The sequence below is a fragment of the Caldicellulosiruptor sp. DIB 104C genome (genome assembly GCF_028198085.1).
Lineage (GTDB): Bacteria > Bacillota > Thermoanaerobacteria > Caldicellulosiruptorales > Caldicellulosiruptoraceae > Caldicellulosiruptor > Caldicellulosiruptor saccharolyticus.
This window is the reverse complement of record NZ_CP116337.1, coordinates 1,914,026-1,935,257: the sequence shown is the minus strand read 5'-3', so window position 1 is coordinate 1,935,257 and position 21,232 is coordinate 1,914,026. Positions and strand designations below refer to the sequence as shown.

Below are 21,232 nucleotides of genomic sequence, written 5' to 3'. Positions count from 1 at the left end.
GGGGTTAGAAATACAATGAATTCATTAAAGGAGACCAAAAAGTGGTATTTTATATTTTTAGCAGTATGGACATTAATTGCAGATGTTCCATTTTTGTTTATGTTGTTTACTTCTTTTAAAACGCAGTCAGAACTTTTATCTGGAAACACTTGGCAAATACCTAAGCAACCAACTGTTGGGAATTTTTCTACGGTGCTTGAAGGCAATTTTTTTACGTATTTAAAAAACAGTATAATAGCAGTATCTATATCAGTTGTTCTAATTTTAATAATATCTTCAATGGCGGCTTTTGCTTTTTCAAGGTTTAAATTTGCACTCAACAATGTATTGTATTCGCTTATAATTGCAGGGATGGCGATACCTATTCATGTAACCCTGATACCAATTTATGTACTTACAAACAAGATTAGACTTTATGATACAGTGTTTGCTTTAATTGGGCCATATGTTGCTCTGAGTTTACCCATGTCGATTTTTATTTTGACTGAGTTTATGCGTGAAATACCTATTGAACTTGAGGAAGCTGCTAAAATAGACGGTTGTTCAATGTTCAGGCTATATTCTGATATTTTACTGCCTTTGTCCACCCCAGCTTTAATAACTGTTGGTATTTACAACGGGACATATCTTTGGAATGAGTTTGTGTTTGCATTGGTTTTGACAAGTTCACCAACAAAAAGAACTTTACCACTTGGCATATGGGATTTTCAGGCAAAATATGGTTCAGACATTCCAGCTATAATGGCGTTTTTGACATTATCACTTTTGCCGATGCTAATAGCTTATGTCTTAGGTCAAGACAAGATTATAAAAGGCATGATGGCAGGTGCTGTAAAAGGTTAAAATGTTTTAATGAAGAATATTTCATGAACATAAAGTTTTGAGTTATAATAATTTCCAAACACATTTTAAAAAAGGACATGAAGAAATGGGCAATCATACATTACTGAAACAAATCAATAAACTGTTAGTTTTAAAAACTATACTGGATAACAAGACAATCTCAAGAGCAAAGATTTCGAGACTTGTAGATTTAAATAAAGCCACTGTTTCAAATTTGACAGATGAGCTTATAAAAGAAGGGTTTGTCATAGAAAAAGGTTATGGTCATTCGAAAGGTGGAAGAAGGCCGGTTTTACTTGAGGTAAATAAAAATGTTGGGCTCATAATTGGGATTGACCTTGGAGTAAACTATATTCACTTGGTTTTAACAAACTTTATTGGCGAGATAGTTTGGGAAAAGAGCGTAAACATTAGACTTGGGGAAACTCAAGAGAGAATTTTGGAGGTTCTTTATGAATTAATTAGCGAGGCCATAAAAGTGGCTCCACAGACACAAAAAGGAATTTTGGGCATAGGCATAGGAGTCCCAGGTATTGTTGAAAAAACCTCAGGCACAGTCCTTATTGCTCCTAATCTCCGATGGAAAGATGTACCTTTAAAAGCAATGGTTGAAGAGAGATTTAATCTACCGGTTTACATTGACAATGAAGCAAACGCAGGTGCTTTGGGTGAAAAGTGGTTTGGTGACTGGGGCGATGTTTCTCACCTTGTATATGTGAGTGTTGGCATAGGAATTGGTGCTGGTATTGTCATTGGCGATGAGATTTACAGAGGTGCAAAAGGATTTGCGGGAGAGGTTGGGCACACAACTATTGATTTTAATGATAACGTATGTAGTTGTGGCAATGTGGGCTGCTTAGAGAATTTTGCTTCAGAAAGGGCACTTTTGAGTCTTATTCAAAAAATTGTTGAAAGCGGCTGGGAGGATGAGTATATAAACAAAAAGAATGTTGATAAATTGGATGCAAGTTACATAATAGATTCTGCAAAACTGGGAAGCAAGGTTGCATTGCACGCTATAAAAGATATTGCTAACAAGCTTGGAATAGGTATTGCAAATTTGGTCAATATATTTAACCCAGATATAGTTATAATAGGTAATAAGGCTTCATTTGTGGGTGACTTGTTTTTAGAAGAACTGAGGAGAATTGTCTTCAAAAGGTCATTTATTACACAATACCATCATGTGAGGGTTGAAGTTTCAAAGCTAAAAGACAGAGCTTGCGTTTTAGGTTGTGTTGCAATGGTGATTTCTGATATGCTTGCATTTCCTGATTATGTTTAAAAAGCAAACTTTAAAAAGGAGTGTTTATATGGTAGTTAGAAGGTTAAAAAGTCGAAAGTTAGGTTTTATTCTTGCTTTGTTGTTTGTAATAAGTAGTATTGTACCTTTAAAATTTATAACTTATTCATCTGCCGAGCAGGCAAGTTCAAAAAAGAAATACATTGAGTACAACTTTGAAGGCAAAAGTGTCTCTCCATTAGTGAAATATTCTTCCAGTGTAACTTTAAAGATTACAAATTCTGCTCGTGCAGAAGGTCTTTATTCAGTACTGGTATCAGGGAGAAAAAATGTAAGTGATGGAGTTGTAGTTGATATTACAAAACTTTTAGACTTCTCAAGAGAGTATGAAATTTCTTTTTATGCAATGCAGGCTACAAAAAAGCTTCAAAGAATTTCTGCAACCTTAGAGATTTTAGATTCAAGTGGTAAAAACCAACTTATTGTTGCTGAAAAGGTGTTATTGCCAAACATATGGACAAGGGTAAGTGGAAAAATCCAGGCCTATAATTATAAGAAGGCTAAGAAAATTAATTTGATTGTAAATATGCCAACAAGCAAAAGCGATTCTTTTTACATTGACCTGCTTGCAATAAAGGATTTAGAAAACGCTTATGTTCTCAAACAGGAGAATTTTGAGAACAAAAATACTGGCGGCTTTTTGCCCGAAGATAAAAACTGCAAGATAGCACTCACAAAAGACAAAGCTTACAGCAGCACTTACAGCCTAAAGGTTCAGCCATCTCAAAAGAGCAAGAATGGAAAGATTCTCTTTCCAATAAGGGGCTTGCTCCAGAAAGGTAGAACATATGATTTTTCAGTGCTTGTCTACCAAGACAGTTCAGAACCTGTTAGTTTCTTAGCAGGGATAAAAATAAACGATGGAAAGTCGACAAAAGAGATTGTTTTGACAAAACAGAACGTCACACCTAAAAAGTGGACAGAGCTATTTGCAACTCTTGACCTTGATACCAAGTTTTCTGCGAAAGATGTTAACTTTTTTGTAAAGCCAGCAGTTGCGATACCTTATTATATAGACCTTTATTCCATCACTGATGAAAATTGGGGGCAGCCTATACCAGATTATAATCTACCCTCACTTTGTGAAAAGTACAAAAACTATTTCAAGATTGGGGTTGCTGTGCCGTATAGGGCTTTGACAAATCCAGTTGATGTAGAAGTGATAAAAAGACATTTTAACAGTATAACACCAGAAAACGAGATGAAACCAGAAAGCCTTCAACCTTATGAAAGTGGTTTTAATTTCAGCATTGCAGATGAATATATAGATTTTTGCAAGAAGAATAATATCTCATTACGGGGGCACACTCTTGTTTGGCATCAGCAAACTCCAAGCTGGTTTTTTACAAATCCTGAAACAGGTGAAAAGCTGACAAATAGTGAAAAAGACAAAAAGATACTTTTAGACAGGTTAAAAAAGCATATCCAGACAGTTGTTGGAAGGTATAAAGGAAAGGTGTATGCATGGGATGTTCTAAATGAAGCAATTGATGAGAACCAGCCAGATGGATATAGAAGAAGCGACTGGTACAATATCTTAGGGCCAGAGTACATTGAAAAGGCATTTATCTGGGCACATGAAGCAGACCCAAATGCAAAACTTTTTTACAATGACTACAGCACTGAAGATCCATATAAAAGAGAGTTTATATACAAACTAATTAAAAATCTAAAAGCAAAAGGTGTGCCAATTCATGGGGTAGGGCTTCAGTGCCATATTTCACTTGACTGGCCAGATGTAAGTGAAATCGAGGAGACCATAAAGCTTTTTAGCAAGATTCCAAGGCTTGAGATACATTTTACAGAGATTGATATAAGTATTGCAAAGAATATGATAGAGGGTGATGATGCGTATACCCGTTACCTTCTAATTGAACAGGCCAAAAAATTAAAAGCAATTTTTGATGTTTTAAAGAAGTACAAAAATGTAGTTACAAGTGTTACCTTCTGGGGGTTAAAAGATGATTACTCATGGCTAAAAGGCGACTATCCACTTTTATTTGACAAAGATTATCAACCAAAGTTTGCGTTCTGGAGCCTGATTGACCCATCAGTTGTGCCAGAAGAGTAAAAAGCTAATTATTGACTAAAATTTCAAAACTTCATATAATAAAGATTGAAAGAAAAAGTGAATATAGAGGCGATGGAGTTCGCCTTAAATTGCCACAAGAAGTTCAAATACCTTGTGGCTGATAACTCCTGTCCGTATAAGATGCGGGCAGGAGTTTTTTGCTTTCTTAAAGAGTTTTAAGCCTTTTTGTAGGCTTTGGGGGGATGGACCTTGGATATTGTGTATTTTGAAATGATAGAAAACTTCAGAGAAGATAAGTGTATAATTTGCTATTTAAAAAACAAGGCAATGAACAAATTCTTTGACGATTTTCTGTACGAATCTGTAAATGACTATACTCTGCGTGACAAAATCAGAAAAGGAGGAATATGTCCGGCGCATGCAAGAAAGTTAGAGTCGTTAGGTGATGTCCTTGCCCATGCCATTATATATTCAGACTTGTTAAGTAATTTTAAAAACAACCACCATATTGAAATATTGCCTCGAAAAAAGAAAACTAAAGAACAAAATATGTGTGTCTTTTGTGAAAAGGAAAATGGCTTTGAAGATACCTACACAAGAGCGTTTTCCTACTTTTTTGCTGCCCAGTCTCAATTTAAGTCTGCATTTGCTGAAAGAGGCTTTATATGTCAAAGGCACTTAAATCAAGTTTTGGAGAAGACAACTTCTATCTCTGTTCAAAAGGAACTTTGGTTAGTTATGGGGGCTAAGATAGACAAAATCTTGCATCATCTTGAAAAGATAAAAGAAAAAAATGACTATCGGAACATTCACATCAACTACACACCTGATGAAATCAGGGCATGGCACATGGCTGTTGAGTTTGTGGCAGGTGCGCAGTAGGTTCATTGTCAGGCAGGCAAATACTTTGCGATGACGCTGTAATGAGGTAAAATGGGGTATAGCCAAAATGTGCTAAAAAGAGTTGTAAAATGAAAAGTTAACTTTATAAAATTATTGTTTGAATTAAGATAAGAGGATACCAGCTTAAAACTTTATTAATGCCCCTTTTTCATATGTATTTACTTAATAGCCCAGCACATAACATTTTTGATTTTATGTACGTTTAAATAATTGACAAAAAGGCAAAATTTGATACAATATATGAAGTAGTAATTTTTGAAAGGACTTTAAAAATAAACCTGTGTGAAAGGAGATTTAAACAGATGAGAAAAAGGCTAGTTGTTGTCTTATTTATTTTTTTATTTTTACTGATAGAAAAGAGTATTACATATGCTAATAATAGTATAGAAATTACCAATATTGAGTATGGAATTGACAACAAAGTAAATTTATACAATTTAATTGAGCTTAAGATAACCCTGCAAAACAAAAGTCAAGACTACTTCAAGGGCAAAATTTCTGTTGAATGGTGGGAGCCCAAAAATGATGCATTTGCCACTCCGGTAGCTTCAAGACCAAAGGAAAAAAAGTTTAGTTTTTCAAAGGAATTTGAGCTTGCAGCAAATTCAAAAAAGTCTATTATTCTTCCAATGTGTTTTGGCGACACAATATATTCTGCAACATATGTTAAAATTTACAATTCAAAAGGAGATGTGATTTTAAGCAAGCAGATAGCCCCACCTAAGAAAGTATATAATTTGAGCATTGGTCTTCTTTCAGACCAAAAGGATAAAGTAAAATATTTGATAAAGCCATCTCAACAAGCAACAAGCAGTGTCACTGTGGTTTTATTGGATAGTTCAAATTTTCCTATAACCTCATCCTTATTAGAGAGATTTGATACCATAATAATTCATAATTATAAAACTTCAAATCTTTCTGCTGATCAATACAGAGCGTTAAAAAATTATATTATTAGAGGTGGTAAGTTAATTATATTCTTGGGAGAAAATTATCAAAAGAATTTGTCAATTTTTAAAGATAACTTTCTAGAAGGGAAAATTATGGGTATTAAAAAGGGAGATATCAGTCTTAATTTAGATGGACAAAAGCTCAATTATACCTCAGTGGAGGCGAATGAAGAAAATTCAGAAGATATTGTCTTAAATAATGCAAGATTTGTGGATTTTGTTTTAAAAGATGGAGAAAAGATAAGTCAGTTGCATATTCAGCGAAAGATAATTGGCAATGGTGTTGTGCTGGTAACCTCATTTGACCCATTTGAATTGGACATACCGGCAGAAAAGAGAGATAAATTATTAGGGTTTCTACTACAAAGTTGTTATTCTGAATATTCAAAGCTTTTTCAAGGGATTATTACAAATTCTACCTCTTACTCCTTGGGTGTAAGTAACTCAATTTACAATTTAGCAGTAAACGTAAAATGGCCTCAGAATGGTTTGATAATTATTTTGATAGTTATATACATTTTTGTAATTAGCTTTGGGAACTATTTGATACTAAAAAAGTTTAATAGACGTCACCTTACATGGCAATTTATATTGTTTGGAAGTATAGTTTGGACAGGAGTTATATTTGGTGTTGCTAATGTGTATAAAATAAAACAGCCAAGCATTACAGAAACAAACTTTATTGTTTACAACACCGACAGGAAAGGATATATCGTGAACAAGTATTACCAGATTTTTACTCCAATTAAGAGTAGCTTAGAAGTTGAAAGTGCTAACAGTCAAAAGATAGGGCCATTGGTCAAATCTTTCAAAGCATTTGTTGTAAACTTGGATTATGCAAATGATTTTGAGTATTATCCATGGGAAAAGATTATCTTTAAAAATGTTCCAGCATTTTCTGTAAAGTTTGTAAGGGACTTAGAAACTTATGAACTTCCCAGTCCTTTAGTTGAGATGAAGTTAAATTTAAAGGATATTTTAAAACCATCTGTAGAGATAGAAAATAAATCAAACTATGAAATTAACCATTTGTTTGTATTTTTGTCTAACAACATGGCTTATGTAGAGAATCTAAAACCCTATGCTAAGGTTGTAAAGTCCTTTTCAAATATAGGCGCTGATATTGCAAGTGGTATTAGAAACCAGCTTTACAATTTTAGCAAGAACAGACAATTAAACTATATGTACATTAATAGGTTAGTAGACCTTTGTATAACATCAATACCAGAAAATAATTATTCAAATTTTTATGCAATAGGTTATATCAAAAATTTCAATGATTCGCAGTTGAAAGTAAATTCTAAATTGGTGAAGACCAGAGGTGAAGCAATTTTCAGAGTTGACATAAAACCAACGTGGCTTGTTGATGGAAAAATGGTTATTCCTTATGGCATTATAGTTCCGGTAATTATTAAAAATACATTCCAAAATTCAACTTCCTACGGAACAGGTGTTCAAGTATCTTATTATGGAAAAGGAGAGATAGAGATAGAATACAACATTGCAAGTGTTTTAGAAGATATTAAAAAGGTCTCGGTTAGAAATGATTCATTGTATGGGAGAAGTAATGTAAATGAATTTATTTACAACTTCAAAAGCAAGAAATGGGATAGAGTTGATTTGAGCAAGGCCATCTTAATTTCAGAAAGTGATTTTGGCAAATATCTTTATAGAGGAAAATTGCGCATTAAGGTAGTTGGATTTGATAATTCTTCAGTTGCTAGCATTCCTCTTATTTCAGTAGAAGGTGGTGGAAATTAAAAATGCCGCTTTTGGAGATAGAGGGTTTGACAAAGTTTTATGGGAAGAAAAAGGCTGTTGACAATCTTTCGTTTTCGGTTGAAGAAGGTCAAATATTTGGATTTGTTGGTCCAAATGGTGCTGGAAAAACAACAACAATGAAGATTATGTGCGGGCTTTTAAGAGCAGACGGTGGATGTGTTAAAATTAATGGTATGGACATCTCCAAAAACTTAAGCAAAATAAAGGCGCTGGTTGGTTATATGCCTGACTTTTTTGGTGTATATGATAATCTTAAAGTGAATGAATATTTAGAATTTTTTGCCCACGCATACCGAATAAAAGGTACAAAAGCTCAAAAGATGATAGATGACCTTCTTGAACTTGTCCGCTTGACAGATAAAAAATATGACTTTGTTGACTCCCTTTCGCGTGGTATGAAACAGAGACTGTGTTTAGCACGATGTCTTATTCACAATCCTTTGCTTCTTGTGCTTGATGAACCGGCTTCTGGAATGGACCCGCAGTCAAGAATTGAGATGAAAGAGATATTAAAAAACCTAAAAGATATGGGAAAGACCATTATAATAAGTTCACATATATTACCAGAGCTTTCTGAACTTTGTACGCATGTGGGGATAATAAATCAAGGCAGAATGGTTGCTCAGGGGGATATTGCACAAATTACAATGTTAGCTCATGGTACAAAGAGGATAAAGGTAAGGTTTGCAGAGGATTTTGAAGAAGCACTTACAGTATTTAAGGAATTTCCTGCTGTATCGAATGTTCAGGTAATAGAAAATGGGTACATTTTGAGCTTTGATGGCAATGACAATGATATTTTCTTGCTTATAAAAGGCTTGATTGACAGAGGAGCAAGGGTGTGTGAAGTAGGACTTGTTGAAGGCAGTTTGGAAGAGGCGTTTATGAAAGCAATTCAAGCAGTTGAAAACTGAAGATTTTGTTAGGCAAAGGAGTGGTGAGGTTTTGCAAAGAGTAAATAAATTTTTAAACTCAATATTTGCAAATCCAATTGTCACAAAAGAGATAAAACAAAGAACAAGAAGCATGAAATTTGCTTTGACGCTGGCAGGCTGGCTTTTATTGATAACAGTTTTCAGTTTTATTTTTTTGAAAAACTTTGCCAAGGAGTTTGTTGAGGTTGAAATATATAAAACTAATGCAATAGGCTTTCAGATATTTTTAATTATACTTTTAACAGCTTTTTTTGGTATGTTGATGGTTATTTTAACCTCACAGGCGATAGCTAAGGAAAGAGAAAATCAGACTCTCGACATTCTTCTTTCAACTACCATGAGCAACTTTGAAATAGTAATAGGTAAGATGATTGCAGCGGCAGGTGAGGTTATAATTCTATTTTTTGCTACCTTTCCGGTATATGCTTTACTTTATCTTTATGGCCTTATGAAATTTCAAGATATATTGGGCATGTTTGTATATATCTTTGTGTTGATTTTATTTTATGGGTCCTTAGGGCTTTTAATGTCCACAGTGCTCAAAAAAAGTATTAGTGCAACAGTAGCGGTAATTGTCCTTGTAGTTGTTATAGTATTGATCAGTTACATTTCAGTAGTAGCTTTGTCAGATGTAATTAGTGCTTTACCATCTCAGCCGACAAGGAAGGATGATTTGATAAAACTTTTGCTTACCTCTTTGAGCCCTCTTTTTGCGTTGGTAGAATATATATTTACCCAAATTGGAAGAGGCGACTTGTTTTTTACGTACGGTTATAAAGTAAAAGGTTACCAGGTTCACTTTTTGCTTTGTTTGATAGGAACATTTATTAATATAGCTCTTAGTAGTTACTTTTTAAATCCTTTAAGAAGAGGGTTTTTCAGAAAAAAAGCAAGGGCTAAAGGTGTTTGAAAATGAAAGATGGCGCAGAACTGATTTTGGAATTTTTAAAAAGAGTTCAAAAAAGGCAAATGTTTTGCATATTTTTATCTAAGCTCTGGATATTTGTTGTAATTTGTTCTGTGCAGAACTTAATAATAGAGATTTTGTCAAGAGTAGTACCAGTATATTTTAAATGGCATTTTCAAATAGGAATTAGTATATTTCTTTTTCTTGGTTATTTAATTTACATTATTAAAAGCAAGCTCTCGCTTGAAAAAACAGCACTCTTGATTGACAGCTTTGGATTTAAAGAGATAATTACAACTTCTTTAGAATTAATTGACAGCTATGATGAGATTTCTAAGTATGTAAAAAGCTCGGCTGCCCATATAATTAGAAACATAGATTTGAGAAAGCTTATAAAACCACAGTTTGATGTGAGAAAATGGGCAGCTGCTCTATTTGTAGTTTTGTCATCTGCAGTAATTCTTAGCATTCCCAATCCGAAGATGAAAGAAGCAGAAAGGCTGCACGTTTTGAATGTTGAGAAGAAAAATGAAATAAATAAAATTGAAGGTGTCAAAAAAGAGGTTTTCAAAAATCTAAAACTAAATGACTTAGAAAAAAGAAAAATAGATGAAATTATCATGAAGATGAAAAAAGAGATAAAAATTGCAAAGTCCAAAGATGAAATGAAACTTGCAAAGCAAAAGGCATGGTTTTTGTTTGAAAATTTGAAAAGGGAAAATTCAAAGAATTTTAAGCTTTTGTCTGCTGCAACCAGGCTTCAAGATAATATTACTGAGGGCAAAGATTCAAATTCATCTTTATCAAATGGACAAAATAAAACTTGGAAGGGTAGTTCCAATAAAAAAGATTCTACTGGGAATTCCAAAACAAAAGCAAGGTCAATTGAAGAAACTGCTAGTAGCTCAGCAAGCAGTTCAAGTTTTTCACAAAATCAAGACAGCTCAAATGGCAGTGAACAGTCAAGTTTCAAAGGGCAACAGGACAGCAATAAAAGTGGGGCAAACACCGAAGGTCAAGGCATTAAAGAAAGCAGATCAGAAAATAGCACAAGTAATGGACAAAACAACAACCTACCAGCGGGCAGTGGTAGCCAGACACAGACCGATAACATACAAAATGTGGGCAGTGGACTTGGCGCAGCAATTCCACGGACATCTTCTTTGGTATCACCACCGCAAATTTTTACAAAAAATCTACATAACATAGAGGCTTCAAACCAAGCTGTGCTTAATACTGGCAAGGAAAGTGGTAAAACAGTCCAGAAAGAGGGAATTGGGGAGAAAGGCCAAAAGCTTAACTTCAGCAGTGTTTTTTCAGAGTACAAAAAAGAGGCAAACGAGTATCTTGAAACTGATGAAGTTCCAGCATGGGCAAAAGAGATAACAAAGAGGTATTTTGAAAGCTTAGAAAATTCGAGGTGAGATGGATTTGATTTTACAGAATATTGAATATACAATGGAAGTTTTAAACAAAATAGAGGGTGAAATTACCAAAGTTATAATTGGGCAAAAAGATATTATCAGAAAGGTCTTAATTGCTATCTTCTGCGGCGGAAATGTTCTTTTAGAGGGTTTGCCAGGCGTGGGGAAGACTCATTTGGTAAAGTCAATTGCAAAAGTTTTAAACCTCAAGTTTTCCAGAATACAATTTACTCCTGATTTAATGCCAGCAGACATTGTGGGTACAAATATAATTTCAAAAGACAAAGATGGTTTTTTAAATTTTACATTTCAAAAAGGTCCGATATTTGCTAATATTATTTTGGCTGATGAGATAAACAGAGCAACACCAAAAACACAATCGGCATTATTAGAAGCCATGCAAGAAAAAACCGTCACTGTTATGGGCACAACTTACAAGCTTGATGAGCCGTTTTTTGTGCTTGCAACGCAAAATCCTCTTGAACAGGAAGGGACATATCCACTTCCTGAAGCACAGCAGGATAGGTTCATGTTTAAAGTGGATGTTCCACTTCCTGGCTTTGATGAGATGATTGAAATTGTCAACCTGACAACTGAAAGTCAAATGCCAGAGCCAAATAAAATAATTGAGGCACGAGAGATAATTCAAATTGGTGAGATAATCAGAAAAGTACCGATTGCAAGGCCAGTTTTGGAGTATGCTGCAAGGCTGGTTCTAAGTACACAGCCACATATAGATCAAAATGAAATTGCAAAGAAATACTTGAGGTTTGGAGCAGGTCCAAGGGCTTTGCAGCACATTGTCTTAGGTGCAAAGGCAAATGCACTATTTGAAGGAAGGCCGAATGTTGCATTTGACGATATTAAAAGTTTGGCTAAAAGCGTTCTTTGCCACAGAATTGGACTTAACTTTGAGGCAATCTCAGAAGGTAAAAAACCTGCTGATATTGTTGAGGAGATTTTGCAAAGTCTTAAAGAATGGTAAAAAAGGTTATAAGCAAAAGTGGTGATATTTTAATGTTTGGCGGACTTGTTGATGACAGGCTTCTTGCAAGTATCAGCAATTTGAAGTTCAAATTTAATATAAGTATAACTTCGCAATTTGAAGGTCAGCAAAAAGCAAAAGGGCGAGGGAATTCCCTTGAGTTCAGTGACCATCGGGAATACATACCGGGTGATGACTTTAGAAGGGTGAATTTTAAGATATATGCAGCAACTCAAAGACTTTATGTTAAACTTTTTGAACAAGAAAGACAAACAACATATAATTTTTTTATTGATATGTCAAAATCAATGGACTTTGGTAGCAGCACAAAAAAGGGTGATATGGCAAAAGCGCTTGTTGCATGCCTTTGTTATATTGCTTTGTCGCAACTTGATGGTGTCAATATATTTTTGGTCAAAGAGGACCATATTTTGCACTCAGGTCATTTTAAAAGCAAGCAAAGTTTTGCAAAGATTGTAAAGTTCTTGGAGGATGCGCAATTTGAAGGTTTGGCAAATTTTTATAATATCAAAAATATCTTTATTCCGCGAAAAAGTATTTCTTTTATCTTTTCTGACTTTTTATTTGAAGGTGCAGAGGATGTTTTGAAAATTCTTTTGAGTAAATCTTCGTTTGTATATTGCTGTCAAGTGTTAGACAGGCTTGAAGCATTTCCTCAATTTGATTATTCATTTTACGAGCTTATTGATAGTGAAAGTAATAAAAAGGTCAATATTGAGATTTCTGATACCTTAATCAAATGGTATCAGCAAGAGTTAAGAAATCTTCAGAAGCTATTAAAAGAGCTGGTTCAAAAAGCAAATGGAAGGTTTTATGAGATTTTGACATCTGATAATCTAAATAAAATCTTGTTTGGGATGGTTGGAGTGTAAAAATGAGATTTACACAGCCGCTGTATTTACTGTTTCTTTTGAGCATACCTGTACTTGTTGTGTTGTACATGATAAGACCAAAATACAAAAAGATGGTCATTTCCAGCACTTATTTGTGGGAAAGGTTAAAAAAACAAAAGAGGGTATCAAAACCGGCACAAAAACTGAGACTAAGCCTTCTTTTGATACTGGGGATTTTAACACTTGCTGCATTTTCATTAAATCTTGCAGGTCCATATATTTCTATTACAGACACTAAAAAGAATGTCATTTTTGCATTTGATGTGGGTAGCACAATGAACTGCTTGACACATGACAACAAAACCTATCTTGAAAAGTCTAAAGAAATTGCAAGAAGTATTTTAGATACGCTGTCCAAAGATTCTAAGGTGAGCATTGTCACATTTTCTGACAGCATTGAGGTTTTGGTAAAAGATGTTTCTCCCTCTTTTGCAAAAAGTTCTATTGGTAAAGTGCTGCCAACCTATTATGTCACAAACTTAAAAGAAAGTATCAATGTTATTTCAAAATTGTTTGATGCCTCAAGTTATACTTTCTTTTTGTTTACAGACAAAAAGGTTAAATTGCAGGATAACATACAAATATTTGAGTTTCCAAAACCAGATGATAATGTTAGTATAGACAATGTATCACTTTCTACTTTCAGCGGCGGTTTTGATGCAGTTGTAGAGGTAACAAACAGGGGAATTAAAAGAGCAAGTTTTGAGATTGAGCTTTTTGCAGACAAAAAACTTGTTGGTGCAAAAAGTGTTGTGCTTTTGCCAAAGCAGTCTGAGAGTGTGATTTTTGAGAAAATAAAAGGGAATTATAAGATTGTGCAGGCAAGGATAAACTATCCTGACCGCTTAAGAGAAGACAATATTTTTTGGACAATTTTAGCCCCACCGCCAACTAAAAAGAAAGTTTTGTATGTTGGCAAAGGAAACTTTTTCTTGGAAAAGGCATTTTCAGCTTTTGATGATGTTGAGCTGTACAAGTTACAAGATGTAAAAAATGTAGCTGATGGCTTTGATATTTATGTATTTGACAGTGTTGTCCCCAAAAGGCTCCCTAAAAAGGGCGGAGTTATATTTATATTACAAAAAGGCAAAGATGTATCTAAACTATTAGGAGTATCAATAGGAAATAAGACAGACATTGAAGGGTATGCAAGATTTGTGGAGTCTACCGTTTCACAGAACATTGATGGAATGGAGTTTGCTGTTCAAAAAACAATCTCAATTGATGATAAAAGACTTGAACCTGTTGCAAAACTTAACGGCAAACCGGTTATTTCTTTTGGGGTTGTAAAAAACCTTCCTACAGTATTAATTGGCTTTGCAATTGACGACAGTGACCTTCCGCTGAAAGTCTCTTTTCCCATATTAATAACCAACATCAAAAATAACTTTGTTAAGGGGAACCAGCCATTTGAGAAGATGACATTCCATCCAGGCGAAGAGATAAAAGTTTTTTCATATACAGATGGAAAAGCTGAGATTATTCTGCCTAATAGCAAAAGGGAAGTTGTAAATTTTTCTACATACCCTTTGGTTCTTCCTAAAAACGACCGGTTGGGAGTTTATACCTTGAATTTAAGTAATAACACAAGCTACAAATTTGCAGTAAATTATCCTACTTATGCTCTGGATGAATCTGAAGAAAAAAAGACAGATGCTACTTTAGCTTTTTCGGAAACTGGTGCAAAGACCAATGCTAAAGTTCCCTATCTCTTGAAGGATATATTATTGATACTATCGCTAATATTTTTGACTTTTGAGTGGATGGTGTTTATGAATGAGAATAAGTCTTGAAAGACCGCTTATTTTATTGTTAATACCCATTTTAGGAGTAGTTATTTGGCTTTTGTCAAAAAGGTTTTATAAAGAAGGCTTAGGGAAAAAGTTTGTTGTTGTTCTGAGGATTGTTATATTCCTTCTTATTATATTAGCGCTTGCAATGCCAAAGCTTACAATATCATCAAACAAAGTTGCAACTATTTACCTTGCAGACCTTTCTGATAGCAATGCCAAAAACATTGATAAGATGAAAAACTTTATTCAAAAAGCGATAAAGCTAAAAAAATCAAATGAAATGCAGTCTGTGGTTGCGTTCGGACAGGATGTTAATGTAGAGTTTTTGTTAAAGAATAATCCTAAATTTTCTGAGTTTGGGTCAGTGGTTGATATAAGTGAGACTAACATTGAAAATGCCATAAAGTTTGCAGCAAATTTATTTCCCAAGGACTTTCAAAAAAGACTTGTGATTTTGACAGATGGGAAAGAAACGGTTGGCAATGCAAAGACTACTATTGATTTGCTCAACAACAATGGCATAGATGTGAAAGTTTTGCTTTTGAAAAGTGAAAAGGGAAAAGATATTCAGTTTTCAAGTCTCAAAATTCCCCAAAAAGTGGTTAAAAATCAGGAGTTTTCTGTATTTGCTAATATAAACAGTACATATTCTGCATCTGCTCAGCTCAAAATTTTCAGAGATGGCAGTTTGATTTTTTCTCAAAAAATAATGCTTGAAAAAGGCGAGAACAGGTTTGTGATTAAAGACAAACTGCCTAAAGAAGGTATTTACAGGTATCAGGGTGTAATTGAAGCAGAGGATGATGAGGAGGATAAAAACAATTTTGCATATGCAATGTGTCAGGTCAAAAAACCGCAGAAGGTTTTGGTGGTTTACCAGAATATTGATGATGTGAAAAATGTCAGAAGCCTTCTTGATTCATATTCAGCAGATTATGATATGGTAATTAGCGATAATGTAGATTTTGGGCTTGATAGACTTATGCAGTATTCATTTGTAGTTTTGTGTAATGTATCAAAAAACCAATTGACCGACAAATTTTTAAATGATTGCGAAAGGTATGTAAAGGACTTGGGCGGCGGACTTTTGGTGATTGGCGGTGAAAATTCGTACGCGCTTGGCAACTATTCAAATTCGGTGCTGGAAAAGATGTTGCCTGTCAAAATGCAGCTTAAAAACAAAGAGAAAGAAAGAAATGTGGCTGTAGTTCTTGTCATTGACCATTCGGGAAGCATGGGCGAAAGTAATTTAGGAAATATAAACAAATTGGAAATTGCCAAAAGCGCTGCTGCAAAGATGATTGACCATCTTGAGAGCTCAGATAGTGTTGGTGTTATTGCCTTTGACCATAACTTCTACTGGGCAAGCAGGTTTGGAAAACTAAAAAGTAAAAATGAGGTTATAGAAAACATCTCCGGAATTCAGATAGGTGGTGGGACAGCTATAATTCCACCACTGACTGAAGCAGTCAATACGCTTAAAAAATCTAAAGCCAAAGACAAAGTGATTGTTCTTCTCACTGATGGATATGGTGAGGAGGGCGGTTATGAATATCCAGCAAGTATTGCTAAAAGGAATAATATAAAGATTACAACAATTGGCGTAGGTTCTTCTATAAATGCGCCAATTTTGAGCTGGATGGCAGCATATACCTCAGGAAGGTTTTATTATGTCAAGGATGCTTCAAACCTAATTGATGTGTTTTTGAAAGAGGCAAAGATTATAAAAGGAAAGTATATAAAGGAGAAAAAATTTGTTCCTAAGGTTGTTGAAACGAACTTTATAAACTCTGCCTTTTCTTCATATCCGCCGCTTTATGGTTACATTGCCACAACAAAAAAGGATATTGCAACAAGTCTTCTTGTAAGTGATGAGGATGAGCCCATTTTGACAGTTTGGAGATATGGACTTGGCAAAACTGCTGCGTGGTGTTCAGACTTAAACGGCAGCTGGTCGCGTGACTGGGTGATGTGGGACAAATTTTCAAAGTTTTTTTCAAATCTTTTCAAATGGCTTGAAAAGGGTGCCGAAGATGACAGTTTTACTTTTGATGTGCGAAAGGAAAAAGGGCTTGTTGTCAGTATAAATGGGAAGTTTAAAAGCAGTGCTACTGCAACTCTAAAGTGCATCTATCCAAATGGTGCAGAGAAGATATTAAAAATGAAAAGGACTTCACCTGACAAGTTTGAAACAACAGTTGAGTTTATGCCGGGGAATTACACCTTTGTTGCTTTTGTGACTGAAGATGGAAAAACAAAAATGTCCACCTTTTTATACTCTATAAATTACTCTGATGAATATAGGGTGGATTTTGACAGCAGCAGGTTTGAGCAGTTTATTGCACTGTCAAACGCAAAAGTTGTAAAAAATCCCGAAGATATCTATAAGGGTAAACTTAAAGAAGTGTATTCTCAGCAGGATTTGAGTGATTTTCTTATTATTCTTTGCATTTTTCTTTTTCTTTTAGAAATTGCAATCAGGAGATTTGCATTGTATGTTAAGATTGAAAGGTTGTTACTTCAAACATTTAGTACTATGAAAAAAATAAAGTATTTAAAAATTAAAATGGATTTTGATAAAAAAGATTTAATTACAAAGTCTAATGACACACATAAACCAGAAAATAAAGTAAAACTATTATCTAAAAAAGATAAAAAACAGGATGAAAAAGACCACGAGATATTAGATATAAAAAAGTTGAGAAGATTTTAAAATGTCCATTGAAAATTAAATAGGCTATTGTTTTTTGCATTGACTATAGAATTTTCAAAGATTATACTTTAAAAAAGAGAATATGTTTTTAATTCTTTCCTAAGGATAAAATAAATGAGCTATTGAGATACAGAAATAATAAAATTCAAAAGAAAGGACTGAAGTATACAGTGGAAGTAAGAACAAGATTTGCACCAAGCCCAACAGGGCATCTTCACATAGGTGGTGCAAGGACAGCTCTTTTTAACTATCTTTTTGCCAAAAGATATGGTGGAAAGTTTATATTAAGGATAGAAGACACGGATTTGGAAAGATCGTCTATTGAGTCTGAAAAGGTTATTATCGAGAGCTTAAGATGGCTTGGGATTGAATGGGACGAAGGAGTTGATGTGGGAGGTCCATATGGACCATATCGCTCCACAGAGAGAGTAAATATTTACAAAAAGTATGTAGATGTTCTTTTTGAAAAAGGCTACGCATACTATTGTTATTGCACAGAAGAAGAGCTTGAAGCTCAAAGACAGGAGCTTTTATCAAAAGGGCAGATGCCAAGGTATCTGGGTAAGTGCAGGAATTTAACAGAGGAGCAGAAAAGAAGATTTGAGCAGGAGGGGAGAAAACCAACCGTCAGATTCAAAGTACCAGAGGGTGTTAAGATAGTTGTCCATGACCTTGTGCGCGGAGATGTTGAGTTTATGTCAGATGACATAGGCGATTTTGTAATTGTCAAGTCTGATGGGATTCCAACATATAACTTTGCGGTTGTCATAGATGACCACTTGATGAAGATTTCGCATGTTATAAGAGGTGAAGAGCATCTTTCAAACACTCCGCGCCAGATTCTAATTTACAATGCGCTTGGATTTGAACTCCCGCAGTTTGCTCATGTTTCGCTTATACTTGGAAAAGACAGAACAAAGATGTCAAAGCGCCACGGCTCTACTTGGGTTGAACAGTATAAAGATCAAGGGTATTTAAAAGAGGGGCTCATAAACTTCTTGGCTTTACTTGGTTGGTCACCACCAGAAGATAGAGAAATATTTGATATGGAATATCTAATTGAAAATTTCTCATTAGACAGAGTTTCCAAAAACCCTGCGATCTTTGACATTGATAAGCTGAACTATATAAACTCTCAGCACATTAAGCTAAAATCATTGGATGAGCTTACCCAGATGTGCATACCGTACTTTGTTGAAGCAGGATATATCAAAGAAGATGAGGCAAAGTCCAAATTTGAATGGCTCAAGAAGATAGTAAAATCTGTGTATGAAGGACTGGATTATCTATCTCAAATAAAAGACAGGGTTGATATCTTCTTTAACAATGAAGTCAAAATAGAAGAAGATGAGGCAAAAGAGGTCTTAAAGTGGGATCATGTGAAGGATTTAATTAATGTGTTTGAAAATAAGATAAGGCAGATGAATGAATTAACTCCAGAAGCTATTAAGCTACTTTTCAAAGAGATTCAAAAAGAGACAGGTTACAAGGGCAAAAACCTGTTTATGCCAATAAGAGTTGCGTTGACTGGTAAAACCCATGGTCCTGAGCTTGTTGAAATAATAGAGATTGTAGGTAAAGAAAACATACTAAAACGGTTGGAATTCTTCAAAACGTGGTATAATTAGAGTAGATTTATTTTTGAGCTTTAGAAGGAGTTATGAAGAAGTATGTTTAAATTTATCAGGATGATAAAAGAAGAGATGGATGTTATAATGGAAAAAGACCCTGCTTGCAAAAGCAGGCTTGAGACACTTCTTTATCCAAGCTTTTGGGCAATAATATATCACAGGATTGCTCACTGGTTTTATCAAAGAAGGATGTACTTTATTGCCCGCTGGATTTCTGAAAGGGCACGACACAAAACAGGAATTGAAATACATCCCGGTGCCAAGATTGGTCGAAGGGTATTTATAGACCATGGCATGGGTGTTGTCATTGGTGAGACAGCTGAGATTGGCGATGATGTGCTGATTTATCAAGGTGTTACATTAGGTGGAACAGGTAAAGAAAAGGGTAAGCGCCATCCTACAATTGGAAACAATGTCTTAATTGGTGCTGGTGCAAAGGTTTTAGGACCATTTAAAGTAGGGGACAATACAAAAATTGGTGCAAACGCAGTTGTTCTTCGCGAGGTTGAAGACAACTCAACAGTAGTTGGTGTACCAGGAAGGGTTGTAAGAAAAGAGAAAAAGGAAAAGCCAACTGTTGAAGAACAGCTTGACCAGATTAGATTTCCTGACCCGCTTGCAATGCAAATTTGCAGGCTTGAAGCAAGGATAGAAGACTTAGAGAAAAAACTTGCCGAGTACGAAAGGAGATTAAAAGAGTATGAAGCTTTACAACACTCTGACAATGACAAAAGAGGAGTTTGAACCATTAGAAGAAGGCAAAGTGAAGATGTACGTATGCGGTCCAACTGTCTATGATTTTATCCACATTGGAAATGCAAGGCCTTTGATTGTGTTTGATACTTTGAGGCGGTATTTTGAGTACAAAGGATATGAGGTTATCTACATTCAAAACTTTACAGATGTAGAAGATAAGATGATAAACAGAGCGAACAAAGAGGGCATAACCGTTTTTGAGCTTGCTGAAAGGTTTATACAAGAGTATTACAAAGACGCGGACAGGCTAAATGTCAAGCGAGCAACCAAAAATCCAAGAGCAACAGAAGAAATTGAAGATATGATAGCCCTGATACAAAGGCTGATTGACAAAGGATATGCATATGTTGTTGATGGTGATGTGTATTTTAGAACAAGAAAGTTTGCTGAGTATGGGAAACTTTCTCACAAGAACATTGAAGAGCTGATGGCTGGTGCGCGCGTTGACCCAAGCGAAAAGAAAGAAGACCCTCTTGATTTTGCTCTATGGAAAGCTAAAAAAGAAGGCGAGCCGGCCTGGAGTTCACCTTGGGGTGAGGGCAGGCCCGGCTGGCATATAGAGTGTTCTGTGATGGCAATGAAATATCTTGGGCAGACTATAGACATTCACGCAGGTGGGCAGGATTTGATCTTTCCTCATCATGAAAATGAGATTGCGCAGAGCGAGGCTGCCACAGGAAAACCTTTTGCACGGTTTTGGCTTCACAATGGATATGTGAATATAAACAATGAAAAGATGTCAAAGTCGCTGGGGAACTTTTTTACTGTAAGAGAAATCATAGAAAAGTACCATCCAGAGGCACTAAGGCTTTTCATGCTTCAGGCTCATTATAGAAAGCCTCTTAACTTCAGTATAGACCTTATTGAACAGGCAGAGGTGGCACTCAAAAGAATTTGTACCTGCTATGAAAATCTTGAGTTTTTGATTCAAAATGCAGCATCTTCATCTGAAAATGATGATAAGCTAAAAGCTGCGATTGAAGAGCTAAAAGCAAAATTTTTAGATGCAATGGAAGATGACCTCAACACTGCCGAGGCAACAGGGTATTTGTTCGAAATGGTAAGAGAAATTAACACATATGCTAATTCTTGTTCAAAAGAAACTTTAACTTTTGCAAAAGATACATTGAAAGAGCTTTGCAGTATACTGGGAATCTTGGAGCAATATAGCGCAAAAGAAGAGACTATTCCACAGGAAATTTTAGAGCTGGTTGAAAAAAGAAATCAGGCACGAAAGGCGAAAAACTTTGCCGAGGCAGATAGGATAAGAGATGAGCTTAAAAGCTTGGGCTATATCGTTCTTGACACCCCTCAGGGGACAAAGATTGAGAGGATAAAATAAAACCGGGCAATTTGAGCCC

General features: G+C 35.1%; 15 protein-coding genes and 1 riboswitch. All 15 genes read left to right on the top strand.

Features of this window, described 5'->3' with window-relative positions; genetic code table 11:
- Positions 1 to 15 precede the first annotated feature (15 nt).
- Complete coding sequence (locus tag PGC14_RS09655) at positions 16 to 843, top strand: carbohydrate ABC transporter permease (protein WP_271628770.1); 828 nt, start codon at positions 16 to 18, stop codon at positions 841 to 843.
- Positions 844 to 928: 85 nt separating this feature from the next.
- The gene (locus PGC14_RS09650; RefSeq protein WP_271628769.1) at positions 929 to 2,128 is read left to right on the top strand and encodes an ROK family transcriptional regulator; all 1,200 of its coding nucleotides are present in this window, start codon (positions 929 to 931) and stop codon (positions 2,126 to 2,128) included.
- Positions 2,129 to 2,156: 28 nt separating this feature from the next.
- Positions 2,157 to 4,217 (top strand): endo-1,4-beta-xylanase, encoded by a 2,061-nt coding sequence (locus PGC14_RS09645; protein ID WP_271628768.1) that lies wholly within the window; start codon positions 2,157 to 2,159, stop codon positions 4,215 to 4,217.
- A 59-nt stretch (positions 4,218 to 4,276) separates the two neighbouring features.
- Positions 4,277 to 4,355, top strand: a riboswitch (Fluoride riboswitch).
- An 81-nt stretch (positions 4,356 to 4,436) separates the two neighbouring features.
- Positions 4,437 to 5,060, top strand: a complete 624-nt coding sequence (locus tag PGC14_RS09640; protein ID WP_271629878.1) for a DUF6062 family protein — start codon at positions 4,437 to 4,439, stop codon at positions 5,058 to 5,060.
- Positions 5,061 to 5,383: 323 nt separating this feature from the next.
- Positions 5,384 to 7,792: a hypothetical protein gene (locus PGC14_RS09635; RefSeq protein ID WP_271628767.1), complete on the top strand. Its 2,409-nt coding sequence runs from the start codon at positions 5,384 to 5,386 to the stop codon at positions 7,790 to 7,792.
- Positions 7,793 to 7,794: 2 nt separating this feature from the next.
- The gene (locus PGC14_RS09630; RefSeq protein ID WP_011916267.1) at positions 7,795 to 8,727 is read left to right on the top strand and encodes an ABC transporter ATP-binding protein; all 933 of its coding nucleotides are present in this window, start codon (positions 7,795 to 7,797) and stop codon (positions 8,725 to 8,727) included.
- 31 nt (positions 8,728 to 8,758) lie between these two features.
- Positions 8,759 to 9,658, top strand: a complete 900-nt coding sequence (locus tag PGC14_RS09625) for an ABC transporter permease (RefSeq protein WP_011916268.1) — start codon at positions 8,759 to 8,761, stop codon at positions 9,656 to 9,658.
- 2 nt (positions 9,659 to 9,660) lie between these two features.
- Positions 9,661 to 11,079, top strand: a complete 1,419-nt coding sequence (locus PGC14_RS09620; protein WP_271628766.1) for a hypothetical protein — start codon at positions 9,661 to 9,663, stop codon at positions 11,077 to 11,079.
- A 1-nt stretch (position 11,080) separates the two neighbouring features.
- Positions 11,081 to 12,064, top strand: a complete 984-nt coding sequence (locus tag PGC14_RS09615; RefSeq protein WP_271628765.1) for an AAA family ATPase — start codon at positions 11,081 to 11,083, stop codon at positions 12,062 to 12,064.
- Positions 12,058 to 12,957: a DUF58 domain-containing protein gene (locus PGC14_RS09610; RefSeq protein WP_271628764.1), complete on the top strand. Its 900-nt coding sequence runs from the start codon at positions 12,058 to 12,060 to the stop codon at positions 12,955 to 12,957. Before PGC14_RS09615 ends, PGC14_RS09610 begins: the two co-directional genes overlap by 7 nt.
- 2 nt (positions 12,958 to 12,959) lie before the next feature.
- Positions 12,960 to 14,771 (top strand): vWA domain-containing protein, encoded by a 1,812-nt coding sequence (locus tag PGC14_RS09605; RefSeq protein ID WP_271628763.1) that lies wholly within the window; start codon positions 12,960 to 12,962, stop codon positions 14,769 to 14,771.
- Positions 14,755 to 17,484, top strand: a complete 2,730-nt coding sequence (locus tag PGC14_RS09600; protein WP_039763666.1) for a VWA domain-containing protein — start codon at positions 14,755 to 14,757, stop codon at positions 17,482 to 17,484. Before PGC14_RS09605 ends, PGC14_RS09600 begins: the two co-directional genes overlap by 17 nt.
- Before the next feature lie 170 nt (positions 17,485 to 17,654).
- A complete protein-coding gene (gene gltX, locus PGC14_RS09595) occupies positions 17,655 to 19,112 on the top strand; it encodes a glutamate--tRNA ligase (RefSeq protein WP_271629877.1) in 1,458 nt (485 codons plus the stop codon).
- Between the two features lie 42 nt (positions 19,113 to 19,154).
- Entirely contained in the window at positions 19,155 to 19,859 is a 705-nt protein-coding gene (gene cysE / locus PGC14_RS09590; protein WP_271628762.1) for a serine O-acetyltransferase, read from the top strand.
- Positions 19,816 to 21,213 (top strand): cysteine--tRNA ligase, encoded by a 1,398-nt coding sequence (gene cysS, locus PGC14_RS09585; protein ID WP_271628761.1) that lies wholly within the window; start codon positions 19,816 to 19,818, stop codon positions 21,211 to 21,213. Before cysE ends, cysS begins: the two co-directional genes overlap by 44 nt.
- The last annotated feature ends 19 nt before the right edge of the window (positions 21,214 to 21,232 follow it).

Bases quoted from the DNA above. Each gene is read 5' to 3' on its own strand.
- PGC14_RS09650 (WP_271628769.1), top strand. From the start codon at position 929: ATGGGCAATCATACATTACTGAAACAAATCAATAAACTGTTAGTTTTA.
- PGC14_RS09620 (WP_271628766.1), top strand. From the start codon at position 9,661: ATGAAAGATGGCGCAGAACTGATTTTGGAATTTTTAAAAAGAGTTCAA.
- PGC14_RS09605 (WP_271628763.1), top strand. From the start codon at position 12,960: ATGAGATTTACACAGCCGCTGTATTTACTGTTTCTTTTGAGCATACCT.
- PGC14_RS09600 (WP_039763666.1), top strand. From the start codon at position 14,755: ATGAGAATAAGTCTTGAAAGACCGCTTATTTTATTGTTAATACCCATT.
- cysE (WP_271628762.1), top strand. From the start codon at position 19,155: ATGTTTAAATTTATCAGGATGATAAAAGAAGAGATGGATGTTATAATG.
- PGC14_RS09635 (WP_271628767.1), top strand. From the start codon at position 5,384: ATGAGAAAAAGGCTAGTTGTTGTCTTATTTATTTTTTTATTTTTACTG.
- PGC14_RS09615 (WP_271628765.1), top strand. From the start codon at position 11,081: ATGGATTTGATTTTACAGAATATTGAATATACAATGGAAGTTTTAAAC.
- PGC14_RS09645 (WP_271628768.1), top strand. From the start codon at position 2,157: ATGGTAGTTAGAAGGTTAAAAAGTCGAAAGTTAGGTTTTATTCTTGCT.
- PGC14_RS09630 (WP_011916267.1), top strand. From the start codon at position 7,795: ATGCCGCTTTTGGAGATAGAGGGTTTGACAAAGTTTTATGGGAAGAAA.
- PGC14_RS09610 (WP_271628764.1), top strand. From the start codon at position 12,058: ATGGTAAAAAAGGTTATAAGCAAAAGTGGTGATATTTTAATGTTTGGC.
- PGC14_RS09655 (WP_271628770.1), top strand. From the start codon at position 16: ATGAATTCATTAAAGGAGACCAAAAAGTGGTATTTTATATTTTTAGCA.
- cysS (WP_271628761.1), top strand. From the start codon at position 19,816: ATGAAGCTTTACAACACTCTGACAATGACAAAAGAGGAGTTTGAACCA.